Annotated in this window: 23 protein-coding genes and 1 tRNA gene; 13 read left to right on the top strand and 11 right to left on the bottom strand. The window is 66.2% G+C overall.

Annotated elements, in window-relative coordinates; translation table 11 throughout:
• Positions 1–17 precede the first annotated feature (17 nt).
• Complete coding sequence (locus NKJ07_RS06860; protein WP_318569842.1) at positions 18–821, bottom strand: HD domain-containing protein; 804 nt, start codon at positions 819–821, stop codon at positions 18–20.
• Positions 822–902: 81 nt separating this feature from the next.
• Positions 903–1,382: a redoxin domain-containing protein gene (locus NKJ07_RS06855; RefSeq protein WP_318569841.1), complete on the bottom strand. Its 480-nt coding sequence runs from the start codon at positions 1,380–1,382 to the stop codon at positions 903–905.
• Between the two features lie 96 nt (positions 1,383–1,478).
• Between NKJ07_RS06855 and tatA the strand changes: the two genes are divergently transcribed.
• The 10 genes from tatA (at position 1,479) to NKJ07_RS06805 (ending at position 12,294) form a co-directional block, all read left to right on the top strand.
• A complete protein-coding gene (gene tatA, locus NKJ07_RS06850; protein WP_318569840.1) occupies positions 1,479–1,766 on the top strand; it encodes a twin-arginine translocase TatA/TatE family subunit in 288 nt (95 codons plus the stop codon).
• Positions 1,767–1,838: 72 nt separating this feature from the next.
• Positions 1,839–1,911: transfer RNA gene (locus NKJ07_RS06845), tRNA-Arg, on the top strand.
• Between the two features lie 619 nt (positions 1,912–2,530).
• Entirely contained in the window at positions 2,531–5,194 is a 2,664-nt protein-coding gene (locus tag NKJ07_RS06840) for a type II/IV secretion system ATPase subunit (RefSeq protein WP_318569839.1), read from the top strand.
• Positions 5,195–5,197: 3 nt separating this feature from the next.
• A complete protein-coding gene (locus NKJ07_RS06835) occupies positions 5,198–7,225 on the top strand; it encodes a type II secretion system F family protein (protein ID WP_318569838.1) in 2,028 nt (675 codons plus the stop codon).
• The gene (locus NKJ07_RS06830) at positions 7,225–7,743 is read left to right on the top strand and encodes a DUF7287 family protein (protein ID WP_318569837.1); all 519 of its coding nucleotides are present in this window, start codon (positions 7,225–7,227) and stop codon (positions 7,741–7,743) included. The genes NKJ07_RS06835 and NKJ07_RS06830 overlap by 1 nt, the downstream gene beginning before the upstream one ends.
• Positions 7,744–7,747: 4 nt before the next feature.
• Positions 7,748–8,365: a DUF7288 family protein gene (locus NKJ07_RS06825; RefSeq protein WP_318569836.1), complete on the top strand. Its 618-nt coding sequence runs from the start codon at positions 7,748–7,750 to the stop codon at positions 8,363–8,365.
• The gene (locus tag NKJ07_RS06820) at positions 8,353–9,390 is read left to right on the top strand and encodes a hypothetical protein (RefSeq protein ID WP_318569835.1); all 1,038 of its coding nucleotides are present in this window, start codon (positions 8,353–8,355) and stop codon (positions 9,388–9,390) included. Before NKJ07_RS06825 ends, NKJ07_RS06820 begins: the two co-directional genes overlap by 13 nt.
• Positions 9,390–9,893: a DUF7266 family protein gene (locus NKJ07_RS06815; protein ID WP_318569834.1), complete on the top strand. Its 504-nt coding sequence runs from the start codon at positions 9,390–9,392 to the stop codon at positions 9,891–9,893. Before NKJ07_RS06820 ends, NKJ07_RS06815 begins: the two co-directional genes overlap by 1 nt.
• On the top strand, positions 9,890–10,645 hold the full coding sequence (locus NKJ07_RS06810) for a DUF7289 family protein (RefSeq protein ID WP_318569833.1): 756 nt from the start codon (positions 9,890–9,892) through the stop codon (positions 10,643–10,645). Before NKJ07_RS06815 ends, NKJ07_RS06810 begins: the two co-directional genes overlap by 4 nt.
• A 5-nt stretch (positions 10,646–10,650) precedes the next feature.
• On the top strand, positions 10,651–12,294 hold the full coding sequence (locus NKJ07_RS06805; protein ID WP_318569832.1) for a DUF7289 family protein: 1,644 nt from the start codon (positions 10,651–10,653) through the stop codon (positions 12,292–12,294).
• Positions 12,295–12,336: 42 nt separating this feature from the next.
• Here NKJ07_RS06805 and NKJ07_RS06800 read toward each other — a convergent pair whose 3' ends face one another.
• Positions 12,337–12,531, bottom strand: a complete 195-nt coding sequence (locus NKJ07_RS06800; RefSeq protein WP_318569831.1) for a DUF5786 family protein — start codon at positions 12,529–12,531, stop codon at positions 12,337–12,339.
• A gap of 89 nt (positions 12,532–12,620) precedes the next feature.
• Positions 12,621–13,424: a DUF2797 domain-containing protein gene (locus tag NKJ07_RS06795; protein ID WP_318569830.1), complete on the bottom strand. Its 804-nt coding sequence runs from the start codon at positions 13,422–13,424 to the stop codon at positions 12,621–12,623.
• Positions 13,425–13,932: 508 nt separating this feature from the next.
• Between NKJ07_RS06795 and NKJ07_RS06790 the strand changes: the two genes are divergently transcribed.
• A complete protein-coding gene (locus NKJ07_RS06790; RefSeq protein ID WP_318569829.1) occupies positions 13,933–14,730 on the top strand; it encodes an RIO1 family regulatory kinase/ATPase domain-containing protein in 798 nt (265 codons plus the stop codon).
• Positions 14,731–14,797: 67 nt separating this feature from the next.
• Here the strand turns inward: NKJ07_RS06790 and NKJ07_RS06785 are convergent, their stop codons facing one another.
• The 6 genes from NKJ07_RS06785 to NKJ07_RS06760 all read right to left on the bottom strand — a co-directional run bounded on the left by NKJ07_RS06785 (position 14,798) and on the right by NKJ07_RS06760 (position 20,245).
• Entirely contained in the window at positions 14,798–15,154 is a 357-nt protein-coding gene (locus NKJ07_RS06785) for a DUF4112 domain-containing protein (RefSeq protein WP_318569828.1), read from the bottom strand.
• A gap of 67 nt (positions 15,155–15,221) precedes the next feature.
• Positions 15,222–15,932 carry an ABC transporter ATP-binding protein gene (locus tag NKJ07_RS06780; RefSeq protein ID WP_318569827.1) on the bottom strand — a complete coding sequence of 237 codons (711 nt, stop codon included), beginning with the start codon at positions 15,930–15,932 and terminating at the stop codon, positions 15,222–15,224.
• Entirely contained in the window at positions 15,929–16,774 is an 846-nt protein-coding gene (locus NKJ07_RS06775) for an ABC transporter ATP-binding protein (RefSeq protein ID WP_318569826.1), read from the bottom strand. Before NKJ07_RS06775 ends, NKJ07_RS06780 begins: the two co-directional genes overlap by 4 nt.
• Positions 16,767–17,945 carry a branched-chain amino acid ABC transporter permease gene (locus tag NKJ07_RS06770; RefSeq protein ID WP_318569825.1) on the bottom strand — a complete coding sequence of 393 codons (1,179 nt, stop codon included), beginning with the start codon at positions 17,943–17,945 and terminating at the stop codon, positions 16,767–16,769. The genes NKJ07_RS06775 and NKJ07_RS06770 overlap by 8 nt, the downstream gene beginning before the upstream one ends.
• Before the next feature lies 1 nt (position 17,946).
• Positions 17,947–18,888, bottom strand: a complete 942-nt coding sequence (locus NKJ07_RS06765; protein ID WP_318569824.1) for a branched-chain amino acid ABC transporter permease — start codon at positions 18,886–18,888, stop codon at positions 17,947–17,949.
• 7 nt (positions 18,889–18,895) lie between these two features.
• Positions 18,896–20,245: an ABC transporter substrate-binding protein gene (locus NKJ07_RS06760; protein WP_318569823.1), complete on the bottom strand. Its 1,350-nt coding sequence runs from the start codon at positions 20,243–20,245 to the stop codon at positions 18,896–18,898.
• A 184-nt stretch (positions 20,246–20,429) separates the two neighbouring features.
• Here NKJ07_RS06760 and NKJ07_RS06755 point away from each other — a divergent pair, with 184 nt between their 5' ends.
• Entirely contained in the window at positions 20,430–21,266 is an 837-nt protein-coding gene (locus tag NKJ07_RS06755) for a proline dehydrogenase family protein (protein ID WP_318569822.1), read from the top strand.
• 70 nt (positions 21,267–21,336) lie between these two features.
• Here NKJ07_RS06755 and NKJ07_RS06750 read toward each other — a convergent pair whose 3' ends face one another.
• Positions 21,337–22,053, bottom strand: coding sequence for a helix-turn-helix domain-containing protein (locus NKJ07_RS06750; RefSeq protein ID WP_318569821.1), 717 nt, complete (start codon positions 22,051–22,053; stop codon positions 21,337–21,339).
• 197 nt (positions 22,054–22,250) lie between these two features.
• Here NKJ07_RS06750 and NKJ07_RS06745 point away from each other — a divergent pair, with 197 nt between their 5' ends.
• Entirely contained in the window at positions 22,251–23,777 is a 1,527-nt protein-coding gene (locus tag NKJ07_RS06745; RefSeq protein ID WP_318569820.1) for an aldehyde dehydrogenase family protein, read from the top strand.
• Positions 23,778–24,004 lie beyond the last annotated feature (227 nt).

Raw genomic sequence — 24,004 nt, 5'->3', positions numbered from 1 at the left:
ACCGGCGACGTGCTTTTTTACAGTTCGATCCGTTCGACCAGTGTCGAGTCGTCGGACTTGGTGTTGACGGCGACGATGCGGATCTCGTCTTCGAGCATCGACTCGCTGAGCTTGGCCTTCAGGAGGTTGTCGACCTGGTAGACGCCGGCGGCGTTGACCATCTCGATCTCGACCTGGACGGGGACGCCGTCGCCCTCCCTGAGGTGGACGTCCGTGATGGCCTGCGACGAGAGGGTGTTGATGCCGCGGCCGCCCTTCTCGTAGGGGATGCGCGACCGGCCACGCTCCATGTCGAGCGCGTCCGCGACGCGGATGACGCCGGCTTCCTTCGTCAGCGGCGTCTCCTCGGTGTGATGACAGAGGATGGCGTGGAGCGTCTCGGCCTTCACGCGGACGGCGTTCGCCGTGTCGTAAAACTGGGGGAGGAGGCGGTCGAGGATGTCCGATGCGAGCGGGATGGAGTAGTAGGCGTGTTCGTCGCGGTGGACGATGTGGCCGATGTCGTGGAGCGTCGCGGCAAACGCGATGATGACCGCTTCGTCGGCCTCCCCGAGCCCCTGCTGGACGGCCCCGTTGAACTCACAGCCGCCGCGCTTCAGGAGGTCGTACAGCTGGAGCGCCCGGTTGCGGACGATCGAGATGTGTTTCGGTCCGTGGTCGTTGTACCCTTTCCGGGTGACTGCGTTGACGTTCTGCGCCTCCAGCAGCGTCGTGACCTCGGGGTCGTCGAGGAGGTATGGGAGGATCTCGTTGAGCCGCTCGTCCGGAAAGGCGTGGTCGTCGTCCGGTGCGTACTCGCGAGCGGCGTCGACATCACTCATCGTACCGGCAACGATCCCGGACGAAAAAAACTCGACGGATGCGTGTGCGGCGTGGGCCGCACCAGGTCGCGACGGCGCGACTCAGTCCGAGGCGGCCGCGGCGGCCGCCTCGACGGCCTCGTAGTCGGGTTCGACGCCCGGGTCGTCCGACTGCCAGACGTACGTGATCACGCCGTCGGCGTCGACGACGAACACGGAGCGTTTCGCGACGTCGTAGACGCCGAGGTCGGCGAAGTCCATCGAGGCGTCGTACAGCTCGATGAGCTCACGGTTGGTGTCGCTGATGAGCGGGAACTCGATGCCGTTCTGCTCGCGGAACTCGTTGAGCGTAAAGGGAGAGTCGATGCTGATGCCGTAGATGTTCGCACCGATCGCCTCGAAATCGGCCAGCTGCTCCTGGAACGTCGACAGCTCCGTCGTGCAGGTCCCCGTGAACGCGGCGGGGAAGAACGCGAGCACGAGCGGTGCCTCGTCGAGGTGTTCGGAGAGGGTGAACGACTCGACCGAGCCGGTAGCAAGCGGTGCCGTGAAGTCGGGGGCAGCGTCGCCTACGTTGACCATACTCGTGTTGGGTGTACTGACCGTTTACCGCTTGCGCTCGCGGCAGCCGTGGGAGCAAAAAGCCTATAATTGCCACTTGGTTAAGCTGAGATAGCGATGTTCGATGTCATACTGTTCCCGGGGCTGCCGGGCGGGCCGGAGCTGCTTATCGTGCTGTTCGTGCTCGTCCTGCTGTTCGGGGCCAACAAGATCCCCAAACTCGCGCGATCGACCGGGCAGGCGATGGGCGAGTTCCAGCGGGGCCGCCAGGAGATCGAAGAGGAACTGAAGGAGATGGAGCAGCAGCCGGACGAGGACGAAGAGGAGTTCCAGGCGCGCAAGCGCGAGAAGGAGCAGGAACTCGAAGAAACGGAGACCGACGCCGACTCCGCGTCCAGTAGCTAACGGTACGCTCCTCCTCAGCTCCGCCCGTACCCGACAGTCAGCTTTTAGTCGGCAGCTTCGATACCTCGGGCAGGGCGTGTGGCCTAGTGGACAGGGCGAGAGGTTCCTAACCTCTCGATCGCGGGTTCGAATCCCGCCACGCCCGTTTTCACCGCTCGCTGTCGCTCGCAGGAAAACGGCCGTGGCGTACGCCCACTCGCTTCGCTTGCGGGAGTCCCGCCGCTTGCGGGAGTCCCGTCACACCCGTTCTGCGACGAATACGAGGAGCGAACGTCAGTGAGCCGCCGGCACGGGGCACGGGAGTCCAATCAGGAGGTGGCGCGCAGCGGAGTGAGCACGTCCGACCGTGGTTCGAGTCCCGCCACGCCCGCCACCCTCTTTCCGCCTCGAGTCAGGCGAGTACCGGCGTGGCTCGAGCTGTCACGCGATCAACGTCGTTCTCCGACCCCCACCTCCCCTAGATGACGTTGTCCCGTGCGATCGGATCGCTGTCACGGTCGACTCACTGAACCTCGACGTGGTCGGCTCGCAGATCCGCCCCCTGATAAGGAGTATTTGAACGGCACATATACCTCGTGCCCCTCATCGAAGATATCAGAATCAATAATCTAAACCGGCGAGTCAGATCGAGTTTACTATAAAATTTCGTATGTTAAAGAGGAAAAGTAGGTGCAGTATACCGATTTTGTACGACATGTTTTCTAGTAGATCGACGATACCAGTCGGAGAAGACTTTTTGATGGAGAGAATCGTGAGCGACTACAATGGCTATCGACGACGCTGATCCGACCGGCGAGACGCGGTCCGAGTCAGCGCCGTCGCGGTCGGTGGGGGCGACCGTCGGCGAGTACACGTGGGAGCAGTACCTCGCCGACTACGGTGGAGCGGACGACGCCGACGCCGCCGCCGAGACGCGACACGACGACGGGGGTATCGACTGGGACTCGATCGAGGGTGAGGACGCCGCAGTTGCCGACCTCGGCTTTCACCCGACCGAGACGGCCGACCGGGTGGCAGGCGCCGCGGCCGACGCAGAGCGGCTGAACGACCGGATCGGCGCGTATCTGGATCCCGAGAACCCACCCGTCGCCAAGGACTGGTACGGCGAGGAGGAGTTCGCCGCCGACCACCCGAGAGAGCGCCTCGACGACGCCTTGGGCTTCGATCCCGCCGAGATCGAGTCCGTGATCGGCCACGCGGGGGACCGCGGTGCCGAACTCGCGGAGGTGGTCGACCAGCGGACCGTGAGCGTGCAGGACGACTTCGACGAGGACGCCTTCTTCCGGACCGACGAGGGTCACTCGACGATCGTGACACGGTACGACCTGGAGAAGTCCGTCCCGCTCGCGAAGAAGACGCACTTCCGGGAGGTCGAACGCTACTGGGTCAACAAGCCCTACTCGTTCGTCGTCATCTTCCACTCGACCAAGGAGAACGAGAAGAAGTACTACGTGGTCCAGCCGCACAGAAACCGGATCGAGGACGACCTCGTCGACTTCCTCACCGGGAAGCTCCGAACCGCGATCAAGTACTCCGACGACGACGTCATCGCCGCCGATCTCGAGGAACGACGACAGGTCATCGAGGCGGAGACCTTGAACCTCCTCGAACGGTACGACCTGTTCACCGCGCCGACCGCGGCCAGTGCCGGCAAGGACGGTGGCTTCATCCAGCGCGGCCCGCTGGCCCCGCTCGCGAACCTGCTCGGACTCGGTGACGATCCCGAACCCGCCTCGACGTCGACCGCGCTCGGGGTCGGCAGCCTCGACGGCATCGAGGCGCGGCCCGAACCCGCCGTGCTCGCCGAGGACGCGAAGACGCTCAACGAGTACCAGGTGGAGAAACTGCTGTACTACCTCCGCCGGGATTTCACGGGATACGAGCGCATCGACGGGATCAAACACGACATCAACGTGGAGGACATCTCCTGCGACGGCTACCACTCGCCCGTCTTCGTCTACCACTCCGACTACGAGCAGATCATCTCCAACGTCTACCACGGCCGTGAGGAGCTGGACGACTTCGTGGTGAAACTCGCCCAGCGCTCGGGCAAGGGCATCTCCAAACGGCGGCCGCAGGTCGACGCCACCCTGCCCGACGGCTCTCGGGCCCAGCTCACCCTCGGCCGGGAGGTCTCGGACCACGGGACGAACTACACGATCCGGCAGTTCAAGGACGTTCCCTTCACGCCCATCGACCTGATCAACTGGAACACGTTCTCGCTCGACGAGATGGCCTTCCTCTGGCTCTGCATCGAGAACCACAAGTCGCTCATCTTCGCCGGCGGTACGGCGTCGGGAAAGACCACCTCGCTGAACGCGGTGTCGCTTTTCATCCCCTCGAACTCGAAGATCGTCTCGATCGAGGACACCCGCGAGGTCGAACTCCCCCAGCGCAACTGGATCGCCTCCGTTACGAGACCGTCGTTCGCCGAGGACGACGGCGGCGACGTCGACGAGTTCGCCCTGCTGGAAGCCGCGCTCCGCCAGCGACCCGACTACATCGTGATGGGCGAGATCCGTGGTGAAGAGGGCCGGACGCTCTTCCAGGTCATGTCGACGGGGCACACCACCTACACCACGTTCCACGCCGACTCCGTGGGCGAGGTGCTCAAGCGCTTTACGACCGAGCCGATCAACGTCTCGAAGACGATGTTCACGGCGCTGGATCTGGTGTCGATCCAGACCTCCACCCGCGTGGGTGGCAACAAGGTCCGCCGGAACAAGTCGCTGACCGAGATCAACCACTACGACGCCGAGAACGACGAGATCAACGTCCAGGACGTCTACCAGTGGCAGGCGGAGACGGACGAGTTCCTCAAGATGGGGAACTCGAACACGCTCGAGGAGATCATGTTCGACCGCGGGTGGACCGCGGACAAACTCGACCGGGAGCTGTTCAAGCGACAGGTCGTCCTCGCGTACCTCATCGACCGTGGCCTCAACACCTACGCCGAGGTCGCGGCGACGTTCCAGGCCTTTATCAACGATCAAGAGACCATCCTCGCGCTCATCGCCGACGACCGGCTCAGGCAGTCGCTCGAAGACCTCCGGGAAATGGAGTCGGTTCACATCAACATCGAACCCGAGAAGGAGGCGATGGTGCCGCGTCCCTCCCCCGACGGGGAGACGGCCGCACTGGCCGAGCGGCTCCTCGAACGCGCCGAGGAGTCGTTGCTCCCCGAGTTCCGCGGGAGCGAGGACGCCGACGTCGCGAGCGCGCTCGCCGACATGGAGCCCGTCGCCGATGTGAGCGCCGACCCGTCGGATCCGACAGACGAGACGACCGGGAAGGCGGGGGCGGCCGACGCGTTCGAGGAGGCGCTCGGCGGCTCCGGCGGGGAACGCGAGGGCGACCAGCGGCGCGAGGGCGACGGCGACGACGCCGGCGGCTTCGGCTTCGGCTTCGACGGCTCCGAGGGGGAGTGAGCGATGAGTCTGGAATCGAGCAGCAGTCTCGACGGCAGCACCGACGCGCTCGGCGACGCGTTCTACCCGCTGTTCCAGTTCCTGTTCGACGAGAACAGCGACTTCGTGAGCGACGTCGAGGAGCGACTCGAACAGGCGCGGATGGGCGAGAACGTCGAACTGTACATCTCCCGGGCGCTCGCCGTCGGCGTGTTGCTCGGGCTGACCCTGTGGATCCTCGGGACGCTCGCCGGCTTCGGACTGGTGCAGTTCGGTGTCCTGACCCAAGAGACCGTCAGCCTCGGGATCCCGGTCGGGGACGAGTCGACGGCGGCGACTCTCGAGAGCATCGCCATTCCGGCGGCGATCGGCGTGATGGGAGTCGTCTTCGGCAGCATCGGCTTCGGGGCAGGCTTCGGGACGCTCATCGCCATGCCGTACTCGCGGGCGTCGGCGCGCAAGCGGCAGATCAACATGCTGCTCGCGGACTCGGTGTCGTTCATGTACGCGCTGTCGGTCGGCGGGCTGAACCAACTCGAGATCTTAGAGGCGATGGCCCGCGCGGAGGACACGTACGGCGAGGTCGCAAAAGAGTTCCAGAGCATCGTCCAGGAGACCGAGTACTTCGGGACGGACTACCGGAACGCGATCCGCCAGCAGGCGCTGACGACACCCAGCGACGACCTCTCGCAGTTTCTCACCGACATGCTGTCGATCGTCAACTCCGGCGGGGACATGCAGCAGTTCCTCTCCGACAAGAAGGAAAAGCACCTCCGGACGGCGAAGCAGGAACAGGAGATGACGCTGGAGACGCTCGAACTGTTCGGCGAGATGTACATGACGCTCTCGCTGTTCCCCCTCCTGTTGATCATCATCCTGGTCATCATGTCGATGCTGGGCGAGGCACAGGACATGCTGCTTTTCGGTACCGTCTACGTGCTCATCCCGCTGACCGGCGTGGGCTTTCTCGTGCTCGTCTCGACGGTCAAACAGGACGAACCGGGCGACGGCTACCTGGTGCCGGCCGACGGGGCGGATCGCCTCGACGACCAGCAGAACGAAGGCCTCTTTCATTTGGGCCTCGTCGAGCGCTTCGTCGGCGAGTTCGCGCTCTTCTCGCGGATCAAAACCCGCGAGGGGACGCACAAGACGATGCAGATCGCCACCGCCCCACACGTCTTCCTCCGGGACAATCCGATGTACACGCTGGCGCTTACAGTCCCCGTGGGACTCGTGTTGGTCGTCGTCGCCGCCGTCATGGGCGTCGCCCCGACCAGCTGGGACGGGATGGTCGCCCGGCCGGTTTGGGGGACGTTCATCTGGCTCTACCTCCCGGTGTACATCGTCGCGGTCCCGCTCACGGTGTTTTACGAGTGGAACCTCCGTCGACGCGCCTCGATCATCGGGAAGCTCTCCGACAACCTCCGGAAACTCTCCTCGGCGAACGACACCGGACAGACCCTGCTCGAATCGATCCGGACGGTCGCCGGGACCTCGTCCGGACAGCTAGCCGACGAGTTCGACGTGATGTACGCGAAGGTCAACTACGGGATGAGCCTCCGCGGTGCGCTCGTCGAGTTCAACAACAAGTACCACATCCCGCGGCTGGCCCGCACGGTGAAGCTCATCTCGAAGGCTCAGGAGGCCTCGTCGCAGATCACCGAGGTGCTCACCACGGCGGCACAGGCCTCGGAGAACCAGGACGACATCGACCGCGAGCGCAAGTCGAGAACTAGGATGCAGGTCGCCATCATCCTCATGACGTACTTCACGCTGCTGGCCGTGATGGCCATCCTGAAGACACAGTTCCTCGACGTGATGGCCGGGCTCACCCAGCAGGCCGGTAGCGGCGGCGGTGGCGGCGCGAGTTCGTTCAGCGGCGGCATCGACCCCAACCAGCTGTCGCTGTTGTTCTTCCACGGCGTCACGCTGCAGGCGATCCTGTCGGGCTTCATCAGCGGCTACATCCGGAGCGCAGACCTCCGCTCGGGCGTCAAGTTCGTCGTCGTCCTGATGACGGTCGCGCTCGCAACCTGGACGGTGGTCGGCTGATGCGGGCGCGGCGGCCACCGCGGCCCGGGAGCGACTGGCGGTCGGCGACCGGGCGGGACAGGGGACAGACCACGATCGACTTCGCCGTCGGAGCGACGCTGTTCCTCCTGACGGTCGCGTTCGTCTTCACTTTCGTCCCCGTGATGTTCCAGCCGTTCGCGACTAGCCAGTCGGATCCGCTCGTCGCCGACCGCGCCGCCAACCGACTGGCGACCGACGTCCTCGGCGACCCGGCCGAGCCGTACGTGCTCAACGAGACGTGTACGACCGCCTTCTTCGCCGCGACCGCGCCGCCGCCGGGCTGTCCGGATCCGACCGACGGGAGCCTCGGCGACCACCCGAACCCGATGCTCGGGGTCCCCGACGACACCAACCTCAACGTGACACTCGTCGACCCGGGCGGCACGGTCGAAGGCAGCGTCGGCGACTCGCGGGCGGGTGCGAGTGACGTCATCACCGCCCAGCGGCGCGTGCTCTACCGGGGCGAATCGTACGAACTGTACGTCAGGGTGTGGTGAACCGATGGGGAAGACGGAATGGACGCTCGGCAGATCGACACGCGGGCAGGCACACACCTTGGAGGCGTTCGTCGCGGCAACGATCCTGCTCGCGAGCATCGTCTTCGCCCTGCAGGTGACGGCCGTGACCCCGCTGACCGCCTCGACCTCGAGCCAGCACATCGAGAACCAGCAGGAGGCGGTCGCGACGGGCGTCCTCGCCGCGGCCGCGGAGAACGAGAGCCTGAAGCCGACGCTCCTCTTCGTGAACAACTCGAGCGGCCGGTTCCACGGCAACACGTTCGACGGGGCGTACGTCTCTGGCGGCCCGCCGACGGCGCTCGGCGAGACGCTCGACGACACGTTCCTCGACCGGGGGATCGCGTTCAACCTCTACGTCCACTACCCGACGAGCGAACGGACGATCCGGCGGGAGACCGTCGTCCGCATGGGCGGCCCCAGCGACAACGCGATCTCCGCGCGGTGGCGCGTCACGCTGTACGACGACGACGTTCTCTACGCGGCCGACGGAACGCGGACGACCCACACGCTCACCGACTCGACGACGTTCTACGCCGCGGACCAGTCCCGTGGCCCGCTGTACAGCGTGGTGGAGGTGGAGGTGGTCGTATGGCGGATGTGACGCCCCCGCCGCGGCCCCGGCGACGGTCACGCTGTCGCTCCGACCGCGGCCGGGACGACCGCGGCCAACTGTTCCTCGTCGCCGCGCTGACGCTGGCCGTGCTGTTCGTGGGGCTCGCGCTCCTGTTGAACACGGCCATCTACACCGAGAACCTGGCGACGCGGAACACCGACCCAGGCACCGACCCGTCGATCGGCTACCGCGCGACCGCCGAGGAGTCGGCGCGGGAGTTGTTACGCCGCGAGAACGCGAACAACACCGGTGACCCGGCGAAGGATTACGGCTACCCCACCGTCTCGGACTGGTACGTCGGGAGTGTCGGCGACTGGAGCAACGGCACGGGGCTCCACGCCGCGCGCCACGCCCGCGTGGCGTCGGTGTCGGTCGACGCGACCGAACACGGAACCCGGATCGAACAGTCGAACGCCTCGCGGGCGTTCACGAACCGGTCGGGCGCGGCCGACTGGACCCTCGCTACCGGTATCGACGTTCGTGACGTGCGGTTCACCGTGGCTCACGGCTCGGTCGTCGCGTCGAACGACTCGGCGCTCGCCAACGATCCGTTCCGGGTCGAACTCGACAACTCGACCGACACCTGGAAGCTGTACGTCTACGACGACATCGACACGGGCGGCGACGACGTGAGCGTGGCCGTCGTCAACGACACCGGATTCGTCGGGGAGTGCACGCGTCCGGGGAGTTCCCCGGCGGCGATCGACGTCTCGAACGGGAGCGTCAACGGGACGGCGTGCCCGGCACTGGAGACGGTTGCCCTCGGCGGCGACGCGAACGTCGAGGACAGCGACGTCAGCTTCGTCAACGCCGACCACGCGGGCGGCACGTACGAACTCACGGTTAGTTCCGGGTCGGGCTTTACGAACTTCTACGACAACGACGGCACAGGGCCGAGCCAGGGATCGCCCTTCATCACGGCCGTGGTGTACGACGCCACGGTCACGATCACGTACGAGAGCACGGACGTCTACTACCGGGCGACGATCCGTCTCGCACCGGAGGAGCTCTGATGAGCCGGCTCCGACCACCCGGCCGGGCTCGTCGGGGCTCGTTCGCGGGGCTTCGCGTCGACGACCGCGCCGTCTCCACGGCGCTGGGCTACGTGCTCTCGCTCGCCATCGCGAGCATCCTGATCTCGGGGCTGATGCTCGCGGCCGGTGGGTTCGTCGAGGGACAGCGCGAGGAGGTCATCCGGTCCGAACTGGAGGTCGTCGGGGAGACGCTCGTCGCGGACGTCGAGGGCGCGGACCGCCTCGCCTCCGCGGTCGACGGTCAGGTCCGGGTCAAGTCGACGCTCCCGCGCCGCGTGGGGAGTTCGGCCTACATCATCGCGATCGAGGACGGGGCGGTCCCCGGGGACACCGTCTACCGCATCTCCCTCTCAGCGGCGTCGGTGGACGTCTCGGTGACGCTCCGACTGGTGACGAACACGCCGGTGCGTCTCGGCTCGGTCGAGGGGGGCGAGCTCGTCGTCGTCTCCATTGGGGGAGATCTGGAGGTGCGAGACGCGTGAGCCGTGAGTCGGACCGGGCCGTCAGCGACACTCTCGGCTTCGTGTTCATCTTCGCGCTGGTGCTGTCCATCGTCGGCCTCACGTTCACGCTCGGCTACGGTGGCCTGCAGGACACCCGCGACTTCGAGCGACTCAACAACGCCGAGCGGGCGTTCGACGTGATGGGCGACAACTTCGACGACATGGTCCGACGGGGCGCGCCGAGCCGTGCCACGGAGGTCAAAGTCGCCGACGCCCAGCTCCGGATGGTCGAGCCGACGCGGGTGAACGTCTCCGTGACGAACGCGTCGGGGGCCACGGACAGCTACCGGTTCGACGTCGAACCGATCGTCTACGAGACGGCCGACGGGCGGATCGTCTACGTCAACGGAGCCATCTTCCGTGAGGACGCCGGCGGGGCGGTGGTCGTCCGGCACTCCGAGTTCATCCTCAACCAGAGCCGGGTCCTGCTCCCGGTCGTGACGACGCGCCAGGGTGGAGAGACGGCCTCCGTCGGCGGGACGACGACGGTGCTCGTTCGCGCGAGGCGCCCGGGCGGTCAGCGTGAGAGCTTCAGGGTCGAGACGGCACGGCCCGATGCGCAGGCGGACGTGATGGTGAACGTCACCTCGCCGCGGCCGGCGGTCTGGAAGCGCGAACTGGGTCGGTCGGACGCCTCCTGCACCATCTATGGAGACACTGTCTCCTGTCGCCTCACCGGCGTCGAGCGGGTGTACATCCAGGAGACGCTCGTCGACATCACCTTCGAGTGATAGACATGCACGACGACACACACACCGAGACGGACGAGACGCGTTCCGAGGGGACCGACCGACGACCGGGACGGCGACGAGCGCACAGACCGGGCTCGGCGCGTGGGGCCGCCAGCCCGCCGCGGCCGCCGTGGCTCTACCGACTGGTCCGCGATCGGAGCGGCCAGTCGACGACGATCGGCGTCGCGCTCATGCTCGCGGTCGCGACGATCGGCGTCACGGCCGTCGTCGCCCTCGGCGGGACGGCGCTGACGGACACGCAGGACTCGGCGGATCTCCAGCGGACCGAGCACGCGATGACGCTGTTGGACTCCCGGGGGGCGATGACGGCGCTCGGCGAGGCCGACAGCCAGCGGGTGATGCTGAGCGGCAGCGGCGAGGGGAGCTACGAGGTCGACGACGACACCGGCTGGATTCGCGTCGAGCACGTGAACTACACCGATAGCAACCCCCCACCGGTCGAGATCCTCAACCGGTCGCTCGGCTCGGTCCGATACACGGCCGGCGACACCGTCATCGCCTACCAGGGCGGCGGCGTCTGGCGCACCCAGGACAACGGGACCGTGATGGTCTCGCCGCCCGAGTTCCACTACCGCGACCAGACGCTGACGATGCCGCTCGTCCGCGTCGCCGGCTCGGGGAGCGCCTCGGGCCGCATCGCGGCCGAGGTCACCCCGACCACCGCGGGGTCCGACGCGAACCGGGTCTACCCAAACGAGACGACGACCTACCCCAACGGGAACGCCTACGACAACCCCGTGAAGAACGGGACCGTCGTCGTCACGGTCCACAGCGAACACTACCAGGGCTGGGCGTCGTACTTCGCCGAACGGACCGAGGGCGACCTGACGGTCGACCACGCGGCACAGACGGCGTCGATCGAACTCCGGACGCTCGCGGGCGCGCCGGGCGCGTTCGACATGCCCTCGGTCGGCAATTCGCTCGGCGTGCCGAGCGTCAAACAGCAGCACAACGTCACCACGTTCGACCTCTCGCTCGCGCCGGAGGACAAGAACAACAACCAGTTCCAACAGCTCCACTGGTCGCTGTACGACCAGGGTCCGAACGGACAGCAGTTCGAGATCCACTTCGCGTCGAACGGCCGGTGCAAGAGCGGCAGTTTCAACAACGACATCAGCGTCTCCATCTACTATCGGCACAACAGCTCGGCACCGAACGAGGAGTGGGAGACGACCGTCGACCCCGAAGACACGTCTCAGGATCTGCTCAGGGTCGACTGTAGCGATTCGGTTCCGACGCTCGAAGTCGATCTGACTGACGACGAACCGATGACGTACGGGGACTTCAGCGTCCCGAGCAGCGGGAGCAAGTGGCACTTCGGCAGCGACATCGGAGACGGAGACGTCCCCGAAGAGCTGACGTTCGACCAGCACGCGGCGGACCCGTCCGACGACTACGAAGAGGACGACGGCGACACCGAGGAAGTCGGCTTCCTCGTCGACCACTACTTCTCGCGGATGGGGCCAGACTTCGACCTCACGGTCGAGGGCGGACCCGGAAACAGCAACAACCGCATCGACGAGAGCGCCTCGTCAGGCGTCCTCTGGTACGACACCGTCGACGGCGAGGAGTTCATCCAGTTCCTCCACGTCACCGAGAACGAGGTCCGGGTCGAACTGAACGGCTGAGCCGGGCGGTCACGCCCGCCGCCGGTCGCGTCGGCCGCGCGGTCAGTCGTCGTCTTCGGCGTCGTCGCGCATCTCGCCGAGCCGCCCCACGAGGTCGTCCGTCGAGACGTCCGATTCGACGCTGACCGACCCGTCGTGGTCGTGTTCGTGGACGTTGATGCCGTCTTCGTCCTCGTCGTCGTGACCGCTCTGTTGCTGGCGTTCCTGCTCGGATTCGTCGTAGCTACCGAAGCCCATACCCAGCAGTCACCGACCCGGGCGTAAATATCCACACACATCACCCGCCGCGTGGTACGGGCTGACCTGGTCCACGTCCGCCGATCACGCTACCCGAACGCGCCCAGGCTCGACTGGAGGTCGCGTTCGGTCCCGCCGTCGGCGAGTTCGTAGCCGACGAGGTCGCGGAGGTCTACCGCGTAGGTGCTGCCGGCGTGATCGAGCACCAGGAGCCGGCCTTTCGTCCCGCGGACGGTGCCGGTCGCAATGGTCTCGGCGACCGGCCGTTCCGTCAGCTCGAGGCCGTAGTCGAACTCGTAGCGGTCCAGGACGTCGAAGCCGTCGAGCAGGCGCTCCCACGCGTCCGCGTCGATCCGCGAGCCGAGCCCCGCGCGCTTGGTGTCGACGCGGACGAAGTCGGAGAGGTCGGTCGCGATCTCGGCTTCGAGTTCGCGGGCGATCCGCCCACTGGAGACCGTGTAGAGGTGCGCACCCCGGTCTGCGCCCTGCTCCCGCAGTCGCGTTTCGAGCCGCCACAGCTTCGTCACGCCCACCTTGAACGAATCGGGGGCGAACCCCGCGAGATAGACGGCGTGGTCGTCGTAGCAGTCCATCTCGTCCTTGAGACAGGTCCCGGTACAGCGCGCACAGACCCACGTCGAGGTGTGGGCGGGACAGTACGGTGCCTCGGGCGCGTCACAGGCGACGTGCTCCGGCCCCTCGTCGGCCCCGTGGCCGTACACCGCGCCGGCGCAGTGGCGCTCGCCCAGCGACCACGAGAGCGTCGTACCCGGATCGAGCGCGATCGAGTCGACGTTGCCGTCGGGAGCCGGCCCATCACGCTCGTCGCCGCGGCCGTGGTCGCGGCTCACGAGGAGCGTCGCCGAGGGGGTGTCGTAGCCAACGACCTGCACGGCTGGAGTGAGGGGGTGGGCAGTAAAAGCTCCCGCGTTCCCGGTGGTCGTTCGTCGCGTTCGTCCGTTTCTCCGTGAGCGGCCGTCGTGACTGGAGCCCGGCACGGACACCAAGACGGAGAGTCCCTCTGTGTCTTTCCTCCCGGGCGCTCGTTCGCTCCGGTCGCTCGCGGGGGTCACGGCTCCGCCGTTCGCCTTCTCGCGGCGCAAGCGCCCCGCTCTCCTCGCTCCCGTGCGCCGACCGCCTGGCGCGGGTCCGGTGACGCCACCCCTCCCGGGGAACGCGACTCCGCGCAGGGGCGAATCACGCGAGGCAGGTGTGGCACGAGTGGTCGGCCCCCGCGACCGGCTGGCGGAGGGAGAGACGCCTCGAAGCGCCGGCGACCGATCCACGGTCACCCACAACGCACCCGTTTCCTCACTCGCCCGGACCAGCACCTCGGAGGACGGGGAGTCCGATTCCGTCTCGCCCGCGAACTTATGAGTCTCCACCGCAAACGACCGGAGCGTGGAACTGCGTCGCCTCGTCCGTGGACGACTCGACTGGGCACGGCTCGAACGGGTCGTCAGGAGCCTCCAGACCCGGTACGGCCGCGACGAGGTGTACGTTCGGTTTCTCGACGCCGACAACTGGCTGTCGACGCCGATCGTGCTCGACGAGGAGCTGTTCGTGAAGGTGATCTCCCGGCAGAACTCGCTCGTCCACGCGCTCATCACGACCGGCCGGAACCTCGGCGCGTTCTCCTCGGGGACGGAGGGCTTTTTCGAGCATTTCGGTACGCCGTACGAGATGGCCGAACACGAACTGGAGGCGACGCGTCGCATCCGTGAGCTGGGGTTGAACGCCCCCGAACCGATCGAGGCGCTCCAGATCGACGACCTCGGCGTCGTCGTCCTCGAGTATCTGCCCCAGTTCCGCGCGCTCGATCAGCTGGACCGCGAGAGCGAGGCCGCGCTCGCGCCGGATCTGTTCGCCGCCCTCCGCGTCATGCACGACGACGGACTCGCACACGGCGACCTCCGCGCGGAGAACGTGCTCATTCTCGACGACGAACTCTACTTCATCGACGCGACGCGGGTCCGCGCCGACGCCGCCGCCGACGCGCGCTCGTACGACCTCGCCTGCGCGCTGGCGGCGCTCGAACCGCTCATCGGGGCCCGCGCGGCGGTCGAGGCCGCACGTTCTGCGTACTCCCTGGGGGACCTCGTCGCCGCCCTGGAGTTCCTCGACTTCGTCAACATCCGCCCGGATCACGACTTCGATGCGGCGCGGCTGAAAGGCGAGATCGAGAGACGCGCCTCGTAGTCGGTCGGGACGCGGCGGTCGGGGATCGGGACGTGACACCGACGAGTCGATCGACCGCCCACGGCCGTCAGACGCGTTCGGCGACCGCCCGCTCGAACAGCCGGACGTTCCGGCGGTTCGCCTTCCAGAACACGTCGAAGACGCTGCCGATGACCGGGATCGAGCCGACGACGACGTCGACGGCGACATTGAGTAGCATCCGGGCGACGACGCCGCGCGGCACGCCGCTGCGGATCGCCTCCGCGACGATCGATAGCGCGATCGCCGCGCTGGTTACGGTTCCCGAGACGGGGATCAGGCCGACGAGCGGGTCCAGTCCGACGCTGGTGTTCGTCCCCGGAACCGTGACGGCGTCGTCGAGCAGCGTCGCGACGCGGCGCGCGCGACGCAGCCCCGGCGGGGCCGGTGTGTCGTCCTCGTTCATACCTGTCGGAAGGCGACCGCGGAATAAGGAGTTGCCGCCGATCCCCGTTCGACCCCGACGACGCGGATCAGCCGCCGAGGTAGAGCCGAGACACCTCGGGGTTGTCGAGCAGCTGTCCGGCCTCGTCCTCGTAGGCGACGGTCCCCTGGTCGAGGACGTAGCCCCGGTCGGAGATGCCGAGCCCTTTCTTCGCGTTCTGTTCGACCATGAGGATCGCCGTGTCGAGTTCGTTGACGGCCGTCACGTGGCCGAACACCTCGTCGGCCGTGTTGGGTGCCAGCCCGGCCGATGGCTCGTCGATGAGCAACACGTCGGGTTCCATCACCAGGGCACGGGCGAACGCCAGCACCTGCCGTTGGCCCCCCGAGAGTGTCCGTGCCTTGGCCGCCCGCTTCTCGTCGAGGAGCGGGAACCGTTCGTAGAGGCGATCGATGACGTCATCGAGCCCCGACTTCCGGGCGACGCCGCCCATCCGGAGGTTCTCCTCGATGGTCAGCGACCCGAACACGTTGTCGGTCTGTGGGACGAAGCCGATGCCCTCGCGGACAATATCTTCGGGGGCCATCCCGCCGATTTCGTCACCGTGGTAGCTGACCGACCCGGTCCACGGCGTCAGCATCCCGAAGGCGGTCTTCAGCACGGTCGACTTGCCGGCCCCGTTCGGACCGATGAGACAGACGATCTCACCGGCGTCCAAGTGCAAGGAGAGGTCGTCGAGCACCTGCACCTCGCCGTAGCCGCTGTCAACGTTCGCCAGTTCGAGGACGTGGTCGCTCATGGGCTCCCTCCGAGGTAGGCGTCGATGACACGGTCGTCGCTCTGGACCTCCCCGGGAGAGCCCTCCATCAGCACACTGCCCTGGTCGAGGACGATGACCGGGTCGGCGAGTTTCATCACGAACTCCATGTCGTGTTCGATGAGCAGGAACGTGGTGCCCTGCTCGTTGAGGCGGCGGATCTGCTCGGCGAGTTTGTTCCGCAGCGTCGGGTTCACCCCGGCGGCGGGTTCGTCGAGCAGGAGCAGTTCCGGTTCGGCCAGCATCGCGCGGGCGAGTTCGACCAGTTTCATTTGCCCTCCTGAGATTTTGGTCGCTGGCTGGGTCGCGAGGTGGTCGATTTCAAACTCCTCGAGGATGCGTTCTGCCTGCTCGAGGTTCGCCCGCTCGCGTTCCTCGACCGCGCTCGGGTTGAGAAACAGGTTCCGGAAGGACTCACCGGGCTGGTTTCGGGGCCCGACGAGCATCGCCTCCCGAACGGTCATCCCCTCGAGTTTGCGCGGGGTCTGGAACGTACGGATGAGGCCGTAGTCGGCGACCTCGTACGGCTCCATCCCCGTCACGTCGACGCCGTTGACCGTGACCGACCCGGCGTCTGGCTTGTAGAAGCCCGAGACGAGGTTGAACAGGGTCGATTTCCCGGCACCGTTCGGGCCGATGAGACCCGTGATGGTGCCGCGTTCGACCGAGAACGAGGCGTCGTCGGTTGCGGTCAGCGCCCCGAAAGATTTCCGGAGGCCGTCGACTTCGAGGACGAGGTCGCGACCACCGTCTTGGCCGGACTGAACGGCCTCCGTCGTCGCCTCCTCACGGTCGCCGGCGACCGCCGTGTCGGCGTCAGTCATCGTTCCCTCCCATCCTGGCTTCGCGGACGCCAGATGTCGGCTGGTCGGGTGCCTCGTCGACGACGCTCGGCCAGATGAGTTCCCGTTGTGGCGGGAGGATTCCCTGCGGTCGGTAGCGCATCAGCACCACGATGAGGACGCCGATCAGGAGGATGCGGAGTGGCGCCACGTCGACCGGGATCCACTCGAAGCCGTTGAGAAAGCGCGTCCCCTCGCGGATGGTGACGATGACGATACCGCCAAACAGCGCACCGCGGTTCGATCCGCTGCCGCCGAGGATGACGGCAACCCAGACGTAGAACGTGGTCACTGGGTCGAGGTCGCTCGGGCTGACGTAGAGGTTCAGGTGCGCGTAGAACACCCCTGCGAGCGCCATGATGAGGCTCCCGAGGACGAACGACTGCATCTTGAAGCCGTAGGTGTGCTTGCCGAGTGCACGCGCGAGGTCCTCGTCCCCTCGGATGGTCCGGAGGACGCGACCCCACGGCGAGCGATGTGCCCGCCGGAGGATGGCGTAACTCCCGGCGACGAACGTGACGACGACCGCCACGTTCAACAGCGCGCTCCAGAACGGCTCTTCGAAGACGAGGCGCGTCCCGGGGAGTGGCTGAATGAAGATTCCCGGCAGTTGCTGTGGCAGGGTTTCGAGCACCGGCCACCCCTCGAAGAACGTCGGGATACCACGGACACCGGCGCTCCCATTGGTCACCTCACGTTCGTTGAGGACGATAAGCCGGACCACTTCGGCGAGGCCGAGCGAGGCGATTGCGAGGTAGTCCGCTCGCAGGCGCAGGGTCGGGATGCCGATGGCGACGGCCAGTATCGCAGCCAGCACCAGCGCGGCGACCAACCCGAAGATGGGCAGGAACTGCCCGGCAATCGGCGACGAACTGGCGCTCATCAGCGCGGTGCCGTAGGCGCCGAGTCCGAAGAAGGCGGCCACGCTGAAGTTGATGAGCCCGGTGAACCCCCACTGGGAGTTCAGGCCGAACGAGAGCAACGCGTACATCCCCGCGAGGCCGACGAGATAGAGGAAGTACGCGGGTGCGAGCACCCCGGTGAGCAGGCCCAGCACGAGGAGGACGGCGAAGACGGTGATGGCGCCGACGACCCCGCGTTCGGGGGTCGTGAGGTCTCCCCAGTACCCCCGCGGGTCGGTGAGGGCCCCCATTTCAGGCCCCCTCCCCGGCGATACCGCGCGGCCTGACGAGCAGGACCGCGACCATGATGACGAACGCGATGGCGTTCGCGTACTCAATGCCGATTGGGATGGCGAACGTGTCCGGCACGAGCGGCAGGAGTTCGCCCAGCTGCCCGAGCACGGGCGTCAACTGGTTTATCATCCCGATGAGGAACCCGCCGAGCATCGCCCCGTATACCGACCCGATGCCGCCGAGGATGACGGCAGCGAAGATGAGCAGGAGCAGGTTGAACCCCATGCGTGGCGAGAGCTGGTTGTACAGCCCCAAGAACACCCCGCCGGCGCCGGCGAGACCGGCGCCGATGATCCACGTCCAGAGCTTCACCCGGTCGGTTCGGATACCGCTGACGCGCGCGAGGTCGGGGTTGTCCGCCATCGCTCGCATTTTGCGGCCCAGATCGCTGTACTGCAGCAGCGTGTGCAGCCCCCCGACGAGGATGAACGCCGAGACGACGATGGCCACGTCGTGTTGTGTGACGCGGATGCCGTAGGGCAACAGCGCCTCGATGGGCCGCAGCGTCTGGACGTCGTAGCGCGTGAAGTCCGCGCCGAAGCCCATCTGGATTATGGCACGGTAGATGAACGCGATTCCGATGGACGTGATGAGCAGCTCGATAGAGCCGGCGTCCATACCGTCGTAGACCACCTTCTCCGTGAGGACAGCCACGACGGCCGCTGCGACGATGCCGACCACCAGCGCAAGGAAGAACCCGAGCGGCAGGCCGAGGAGGCCAGCGCCGAGGCCCCCGGTGGCCCCGAACGTGACGAGCGCGGTGTAGGCGCCGACAGTCATCGTGTCGCCGTGGGCGAAGTTCGCGAAGTTCGCGATGCTGTATATCAGCGAGAGCCCGATGCTCCCCAAGACGATGATGCTGCTGAACACGAGACCGCTTGCGAGGTAGTCGACTACCATGACCCGGTCAGGACTCGATGAAGCCGGTGCCGACGTACTCGTGGTCTTGGACCGTCTGAATCTGCAGGAAGCCCACGGGGTCGCCGGCCTCGTCGAAGTTGATGGGACCGCTGACCCCCTGGTAGTCGACATCGCTCGGACCACCGCCGTCGGACAGGATCTGACTGGCAGCTTCGAAGGAAGTGACCTGTTCACCCTCCGGCCGCGACACCTCGCGGACCGTCTCTTGGAGGGCCGCGCCGGTGAACTCGTCGGCGGCCTGGATGGCCAGTGCCGCGTTGATGACGCAGTCGTAGGCGTACGCCGACCACGAGGTCGGTGCCTCGCCGTACGCGTCCTCGAACTCCGCGGCGAACTGCTGGTAGTTCTCCCTCTCGACGGGCGCCGACGGCACGACGATCTTCATGCCGTCGATGCTGCCCTCCGGCGTGTTTTCGAGGACGTTGTCACCTGAGACGGAGTCGGCTCCGTAGAACTGGGCATCGTCGTAGCCTGACGAGAACGCCTCGTTGACCATCGTCGCGAACTCAGCCTGGTAGGTGATGAACAGCCAGGCGTCGGCGTCGGCGCTGTTCATCTCGGAGACCACGCTGGAGTACGACTGCTGTTCCTGGTCGTGTGGATTGTTGTAGGTGATGTCGCCCTCGAACGCGTCGACGAAAGCGTCGGCCAGGCTCTGCCCGTAGTCGTTGTTGACGTACGTGAGCGCGACCGAGTCGTAGCCGTCCTCGGAGATGATGTTCGACAGGGCGATCGACTGGGTACGCCCGGTCGGCGACATCCGCAGCAGGCCGGGGAAGTCCGTGAGGCTCAGCCCCGTGGAGTTCTGGCTCAGTTGGACCACGTCAGTCCCCTGGATAACGGACTCGTAGATGGCGAGCGAGACACCCGAACCCACCGCGCCGATGAGGAACGGCACTTCGTCCTGGTTGACCAGCTTCTGGGCCGCAGAGACACCGCCCTGTGGCTGGCTCTCGGAGTCCTCGACGGTGATGGCCAGTTCCCGGCCGTCGATGCCGACGGCGTTGACCGCCTCCAGTGCGAGGTCCTTCCCGCGCTGGTTGCGTTCACCGAACGCCGACAGCGACCCGGTCAGCGAGTCGACCATCCCGATGGTGTAGGGACCGCTCTCGGAACCGCTGCTCTCGGTCTCGGCCTCGGTTTCGGCTTCGGTCTCCGCCGACCCCCCGTCGTTGGAGCCGCCATCGCTACCACTGTCCCCACTGCTCTCGTCGCCGCCGTCGCTTCCCCCGTCGTCGGTGGTTCCTGCACACCCGGCGAGGCCGGTGAGGCCAACGAGGCCGGAGAGTTTGACAAGATCTCTACGCGTCCAGTTCTGCATGCGATTCGGTTTCATATGCGGCTGTCTCGTCATATCGACACCTACTGTATATAGATAAAACCGTCCATGGTCGGGGCTGGCTGTTCGCTCGTGGTAACTGAGACCGGCTCGACACCTCACTATTTTATTTTCTCACGTTTCGGTCGCGAATTGTATGGTAGGGCCACCCCTTTAGCGTAAACCACCCGTACGGCGTGGTATGATCCCGCCAATCGCCAGCAACTTCGTGGCCGGGGAAGGTCCCGACGAGGCGCTCGACCACGTCGAGGAGCTCAACGACGGGGGCGTCAAAGCGATTCTCAATCTCCTCGGAGAGCATTACGAGGAACGACCCCCGGCGGACGGGGACGCCGACGCCTACATCGATCTCGTCACCGACATCGACGAGGCGGGGCTCAACGCCTGCGTCTCGGTCAAGCCCTCACAGATCGGGCTCGACGTCTCCAACCAGGTGTTCGAGGAGAACATCGCGCGCATCGTCGACCACGCCTCGGAGAAAGGTGTGTTCGTCTGGATTGACATGGAAGACCACACGACGACGGACGTGACGCTCGACGCGTACGAGCGACTCACACGCGAGACGGACGGGATGGTCGGGGTCTGCATCCAGGCGAACCTCAAACGCACGGGTGACGACCTCGAGCGACTGGCACCCCTCCCAGGGAAGGTACGCCTCGTCAAGGGCGCGTACGACGAGCCGAAGGAAATCGCCTACAAACGGAAGAGCGAGGTCGACCGCGCCTACAAGGAGTATCTCGAACTCATGTTCCGCGAGTTCGAAGGTGGCGTCGCCGTCGGCAGCCACGACCCGGCGATGATCGAACACGCCAAGGAACTGTACGACGACTACGGCACCGACTTCGAGATTCAGATGCTCATGGGCGTCCGCGAGAGCGCCCAGTTCGAGCTCACCGAGGAGTACGAGGTGTGGCAGTACATCCCCTACGGCTCGAAGTGGTTCTCGTACTTCTACCGGCGGGTTCGCGAACGCAAGGAGAACGCGCTGTTCGCGCTTCGTGCTGTCGTCGGGAACTAGGGTCGGTTTCGGCGTCTCCAGTGACTCCTACCGCTTGATTGGAGCGGCCCACGACGGGAACGGACAGCTCTCAGGGGTCGAGCAGTTTCGCCTCGGCTTTTCGGAGGTGTTCCAGTAGCGTCGTCTTCGAAACGTCGAGCTCGTCGGCGAGGTCACGCGTCGAAACGCCACGGGGCCACTCGTAGTATCCTCGATCGCGCGCGAGGTCGAACACCTCGCGCTGGCTCGGGGTGAGCGTGTCGAGGCGTCGCTCGCGCTCGGAGTCCGGCGAGCCCGACGAGGCGATTCGGGCGACGTCGATGTCGGCTTCCTCCTCATCGCGGATGACGTCGAGCTTCGGTTCGATGCGCTCGCGCTCGCCCGCGTAGACGACCTGCCAGTACTCCCGGCCACCCTCGATTCGACAGGGGGCACTGTGGACGAACCCCTGTCGGACGAGCTTCGGGCAGATCATGTCCTGTGGGTCGTACTCCAAGAAGAACTCCCGCGCGGCGTTCCCCGGCGAGATGCTCCGGCTCGACCGGCCGAATCGCGCTTTGAGCTCCTGGACTTCGCCGGTGAGTCGTGAACCGCGGATGTGGTCGAGCAGTGTCTCGACCTCCGCGCTTGAGTCGCCGTAGACCGTGAACAGACCGTTGACCGTCTCGCCCGCCGCCGTCGGCGCGTCGTAGATCGCGTGGGCGAGGATGCCGCCGGGGTACTCCGACGTCGCCTCCAGTGCCCAGCAGTTCGGATGCCAGAGGTCGAGTGTCAGCCGCGTCCCCCCGCCAGCCGTTTCGCTGCTCATACCCGCCGTTGACGCTCCTCTATGTTGAGGCTTACCATACCCGTCTCGTCCGAACAGTCGGTCGTGCGACCGGCTATGTCGGGGACCGAGAGACACTCGAACGGCCGATGCTCCCGTGTCGCTAGCGACGGCGTCACCCGGGCGACCCTTCCATGGACGGTTGCGGATATTAGTCCGAAATGCTCGTCCCACCAATCATGACGACAGACGACGTCTACACGCACTACATCGACGGCGAGTGGGTCGACGGCACGGGCACGGAGACGTTCGAGAGCGAGAACCCGGCGACCGGTGAGACGCTCGCGACGTTCAGGCGGGGGACCGAAGACGACGTCGACGCCGCGCTCGCTGCCGCCGACGAGACGTTCGCCGAGTGGCGCGATCTCTCGTACATCGACCGTGCGGAGTACCTCTGGGAGATCTACCACGAGCTCCGCGAACGCACCGACGAACTGGGCGAGATCGTCACGAAGGAGTGCGGCAAGGAGATCTCGGAGGGGAAGGCGGACGTGATCGAGGCGTTCCACATGGTGGAGTGGGCCGCGGGCAACGCCCGCCACCCCCACGGCGACGTCGTCCCCTCGGAGATCCCGAGCAAGGACGCGTACATGCGCCGCAAGCCCCGCGGCGTCGTCGGCTGTATCACGCCGTGGAACTTCCCCGTCGCGATCCCCTTCTGGCACATGGCCGTCGCGCTCGTCGAGGGGAACACGGTCGTCTGGAAACCCGCCGAGCAGACACCGTGGTGCGGGCAGATCATCGCGGAGATGTTCGACGCGACGGGCATCCCCGACGGCGTGTTCAACATGGTTCAGGGGTTCGGCGACGCCGGTGCGACGATCGTCGACGACGCCCGCGTCGACAGCGTGCTGTTCACCGGGAGCGCGGAGGTGGGCCACGAGGTCGCCTCGAAGGTCGGCGGCGAGCCCGGCAAACTCGCCGCGTGTGAGATGGGCGGGAAGAACGGCATCGTCGTCACCGAGCAGGCCGATCTCGACGTGGCCGTCCACTCCGCGGTGATGAGTTCGTTCAAGACGACGGGCCAGCGCTGTGTCTCCTCCGAACGACTCATGATCCACGAGGACGTGTACGACAAGTTCAAAGAGCGGTTCGTCGACGTGGCGAAAGACGTCGCCGTGGGCGACCCGCTGCAGGAAGAGACGTTCATGGGACCGCTCATCGAGGCCGCCCACAAGGAGAAGGTCACGAAGTACAACGACCTCGCGAAGCGCGAGGACGTGAACGTCCTCGTCGACCGGACCGAACTCGACCCCGAGGAGATCCCGGACGGCCACGCCGAGGGCCACTGGGTCGGCCCGTTCGTCTACGAGGCCGACGCGCACGAGGACCTGCGCTGTACCCACGAGGAGGTGTTCGGGCCGCACGTCGCCCTCCTCGAATACTCGGGCGGGGTCGAGGAGGCCGTCGAGATCCACAACGACACCGACTACGGCCTCGCCGGCGCGATCATCTCCGAGGACTACCGCCAGATCAACTACTACCGCGACAACGCCGAGGTCGGCCTCGCCTACGGCAACCTCCCCTGCATCGGCGCGGAGGTCCAGTTGCCGTTCGGCGGCGTGAAGAAGTCCGGCAACGGCTACCCCAGCGCGAGAGAGGTCATCGAGGCCGTCACCGAGCGGACGGCCTGGACGCTCAACAACTCGAAGGACATCCAGATGGCCCAGGGGCTGTCGGCGGACATCAAGACGAAAGACGACTGACGACTGACGACTGACGACTGAGGACAGATGACAGATGCGTCCCGTCGAACGGGTCGACGTGGTCGCTCTCGTTCGTTCCCGTGTCGAGGTGCGGTAGCGCGTGAGCCGAGGGTACGGACGACGCGGACAGTGAGTTCGCCGTGTCGGCGAGTGAAGCGTCGACTACCGGCTGCTCCGGAGGCGAGAGACGGTCAAAACGGGAGGCACGGTGGAGTGAACCGGAGGCG

Source organism: Salinigranum marinum (genome assembly GCF_024228675.1).
In the GTDB taxonomy this organism is placed as follows: domain Archaea; phylum Halobacteriota; class Halobacteria; order Halobacteriales; family Haloferacaceae; genus Salinigranum; species Salinigranum marinum.
Note: the sequence above shows the minus strand (reverse complement) of the source record. Positions and strands in the feature narration are given on the sequence as shown.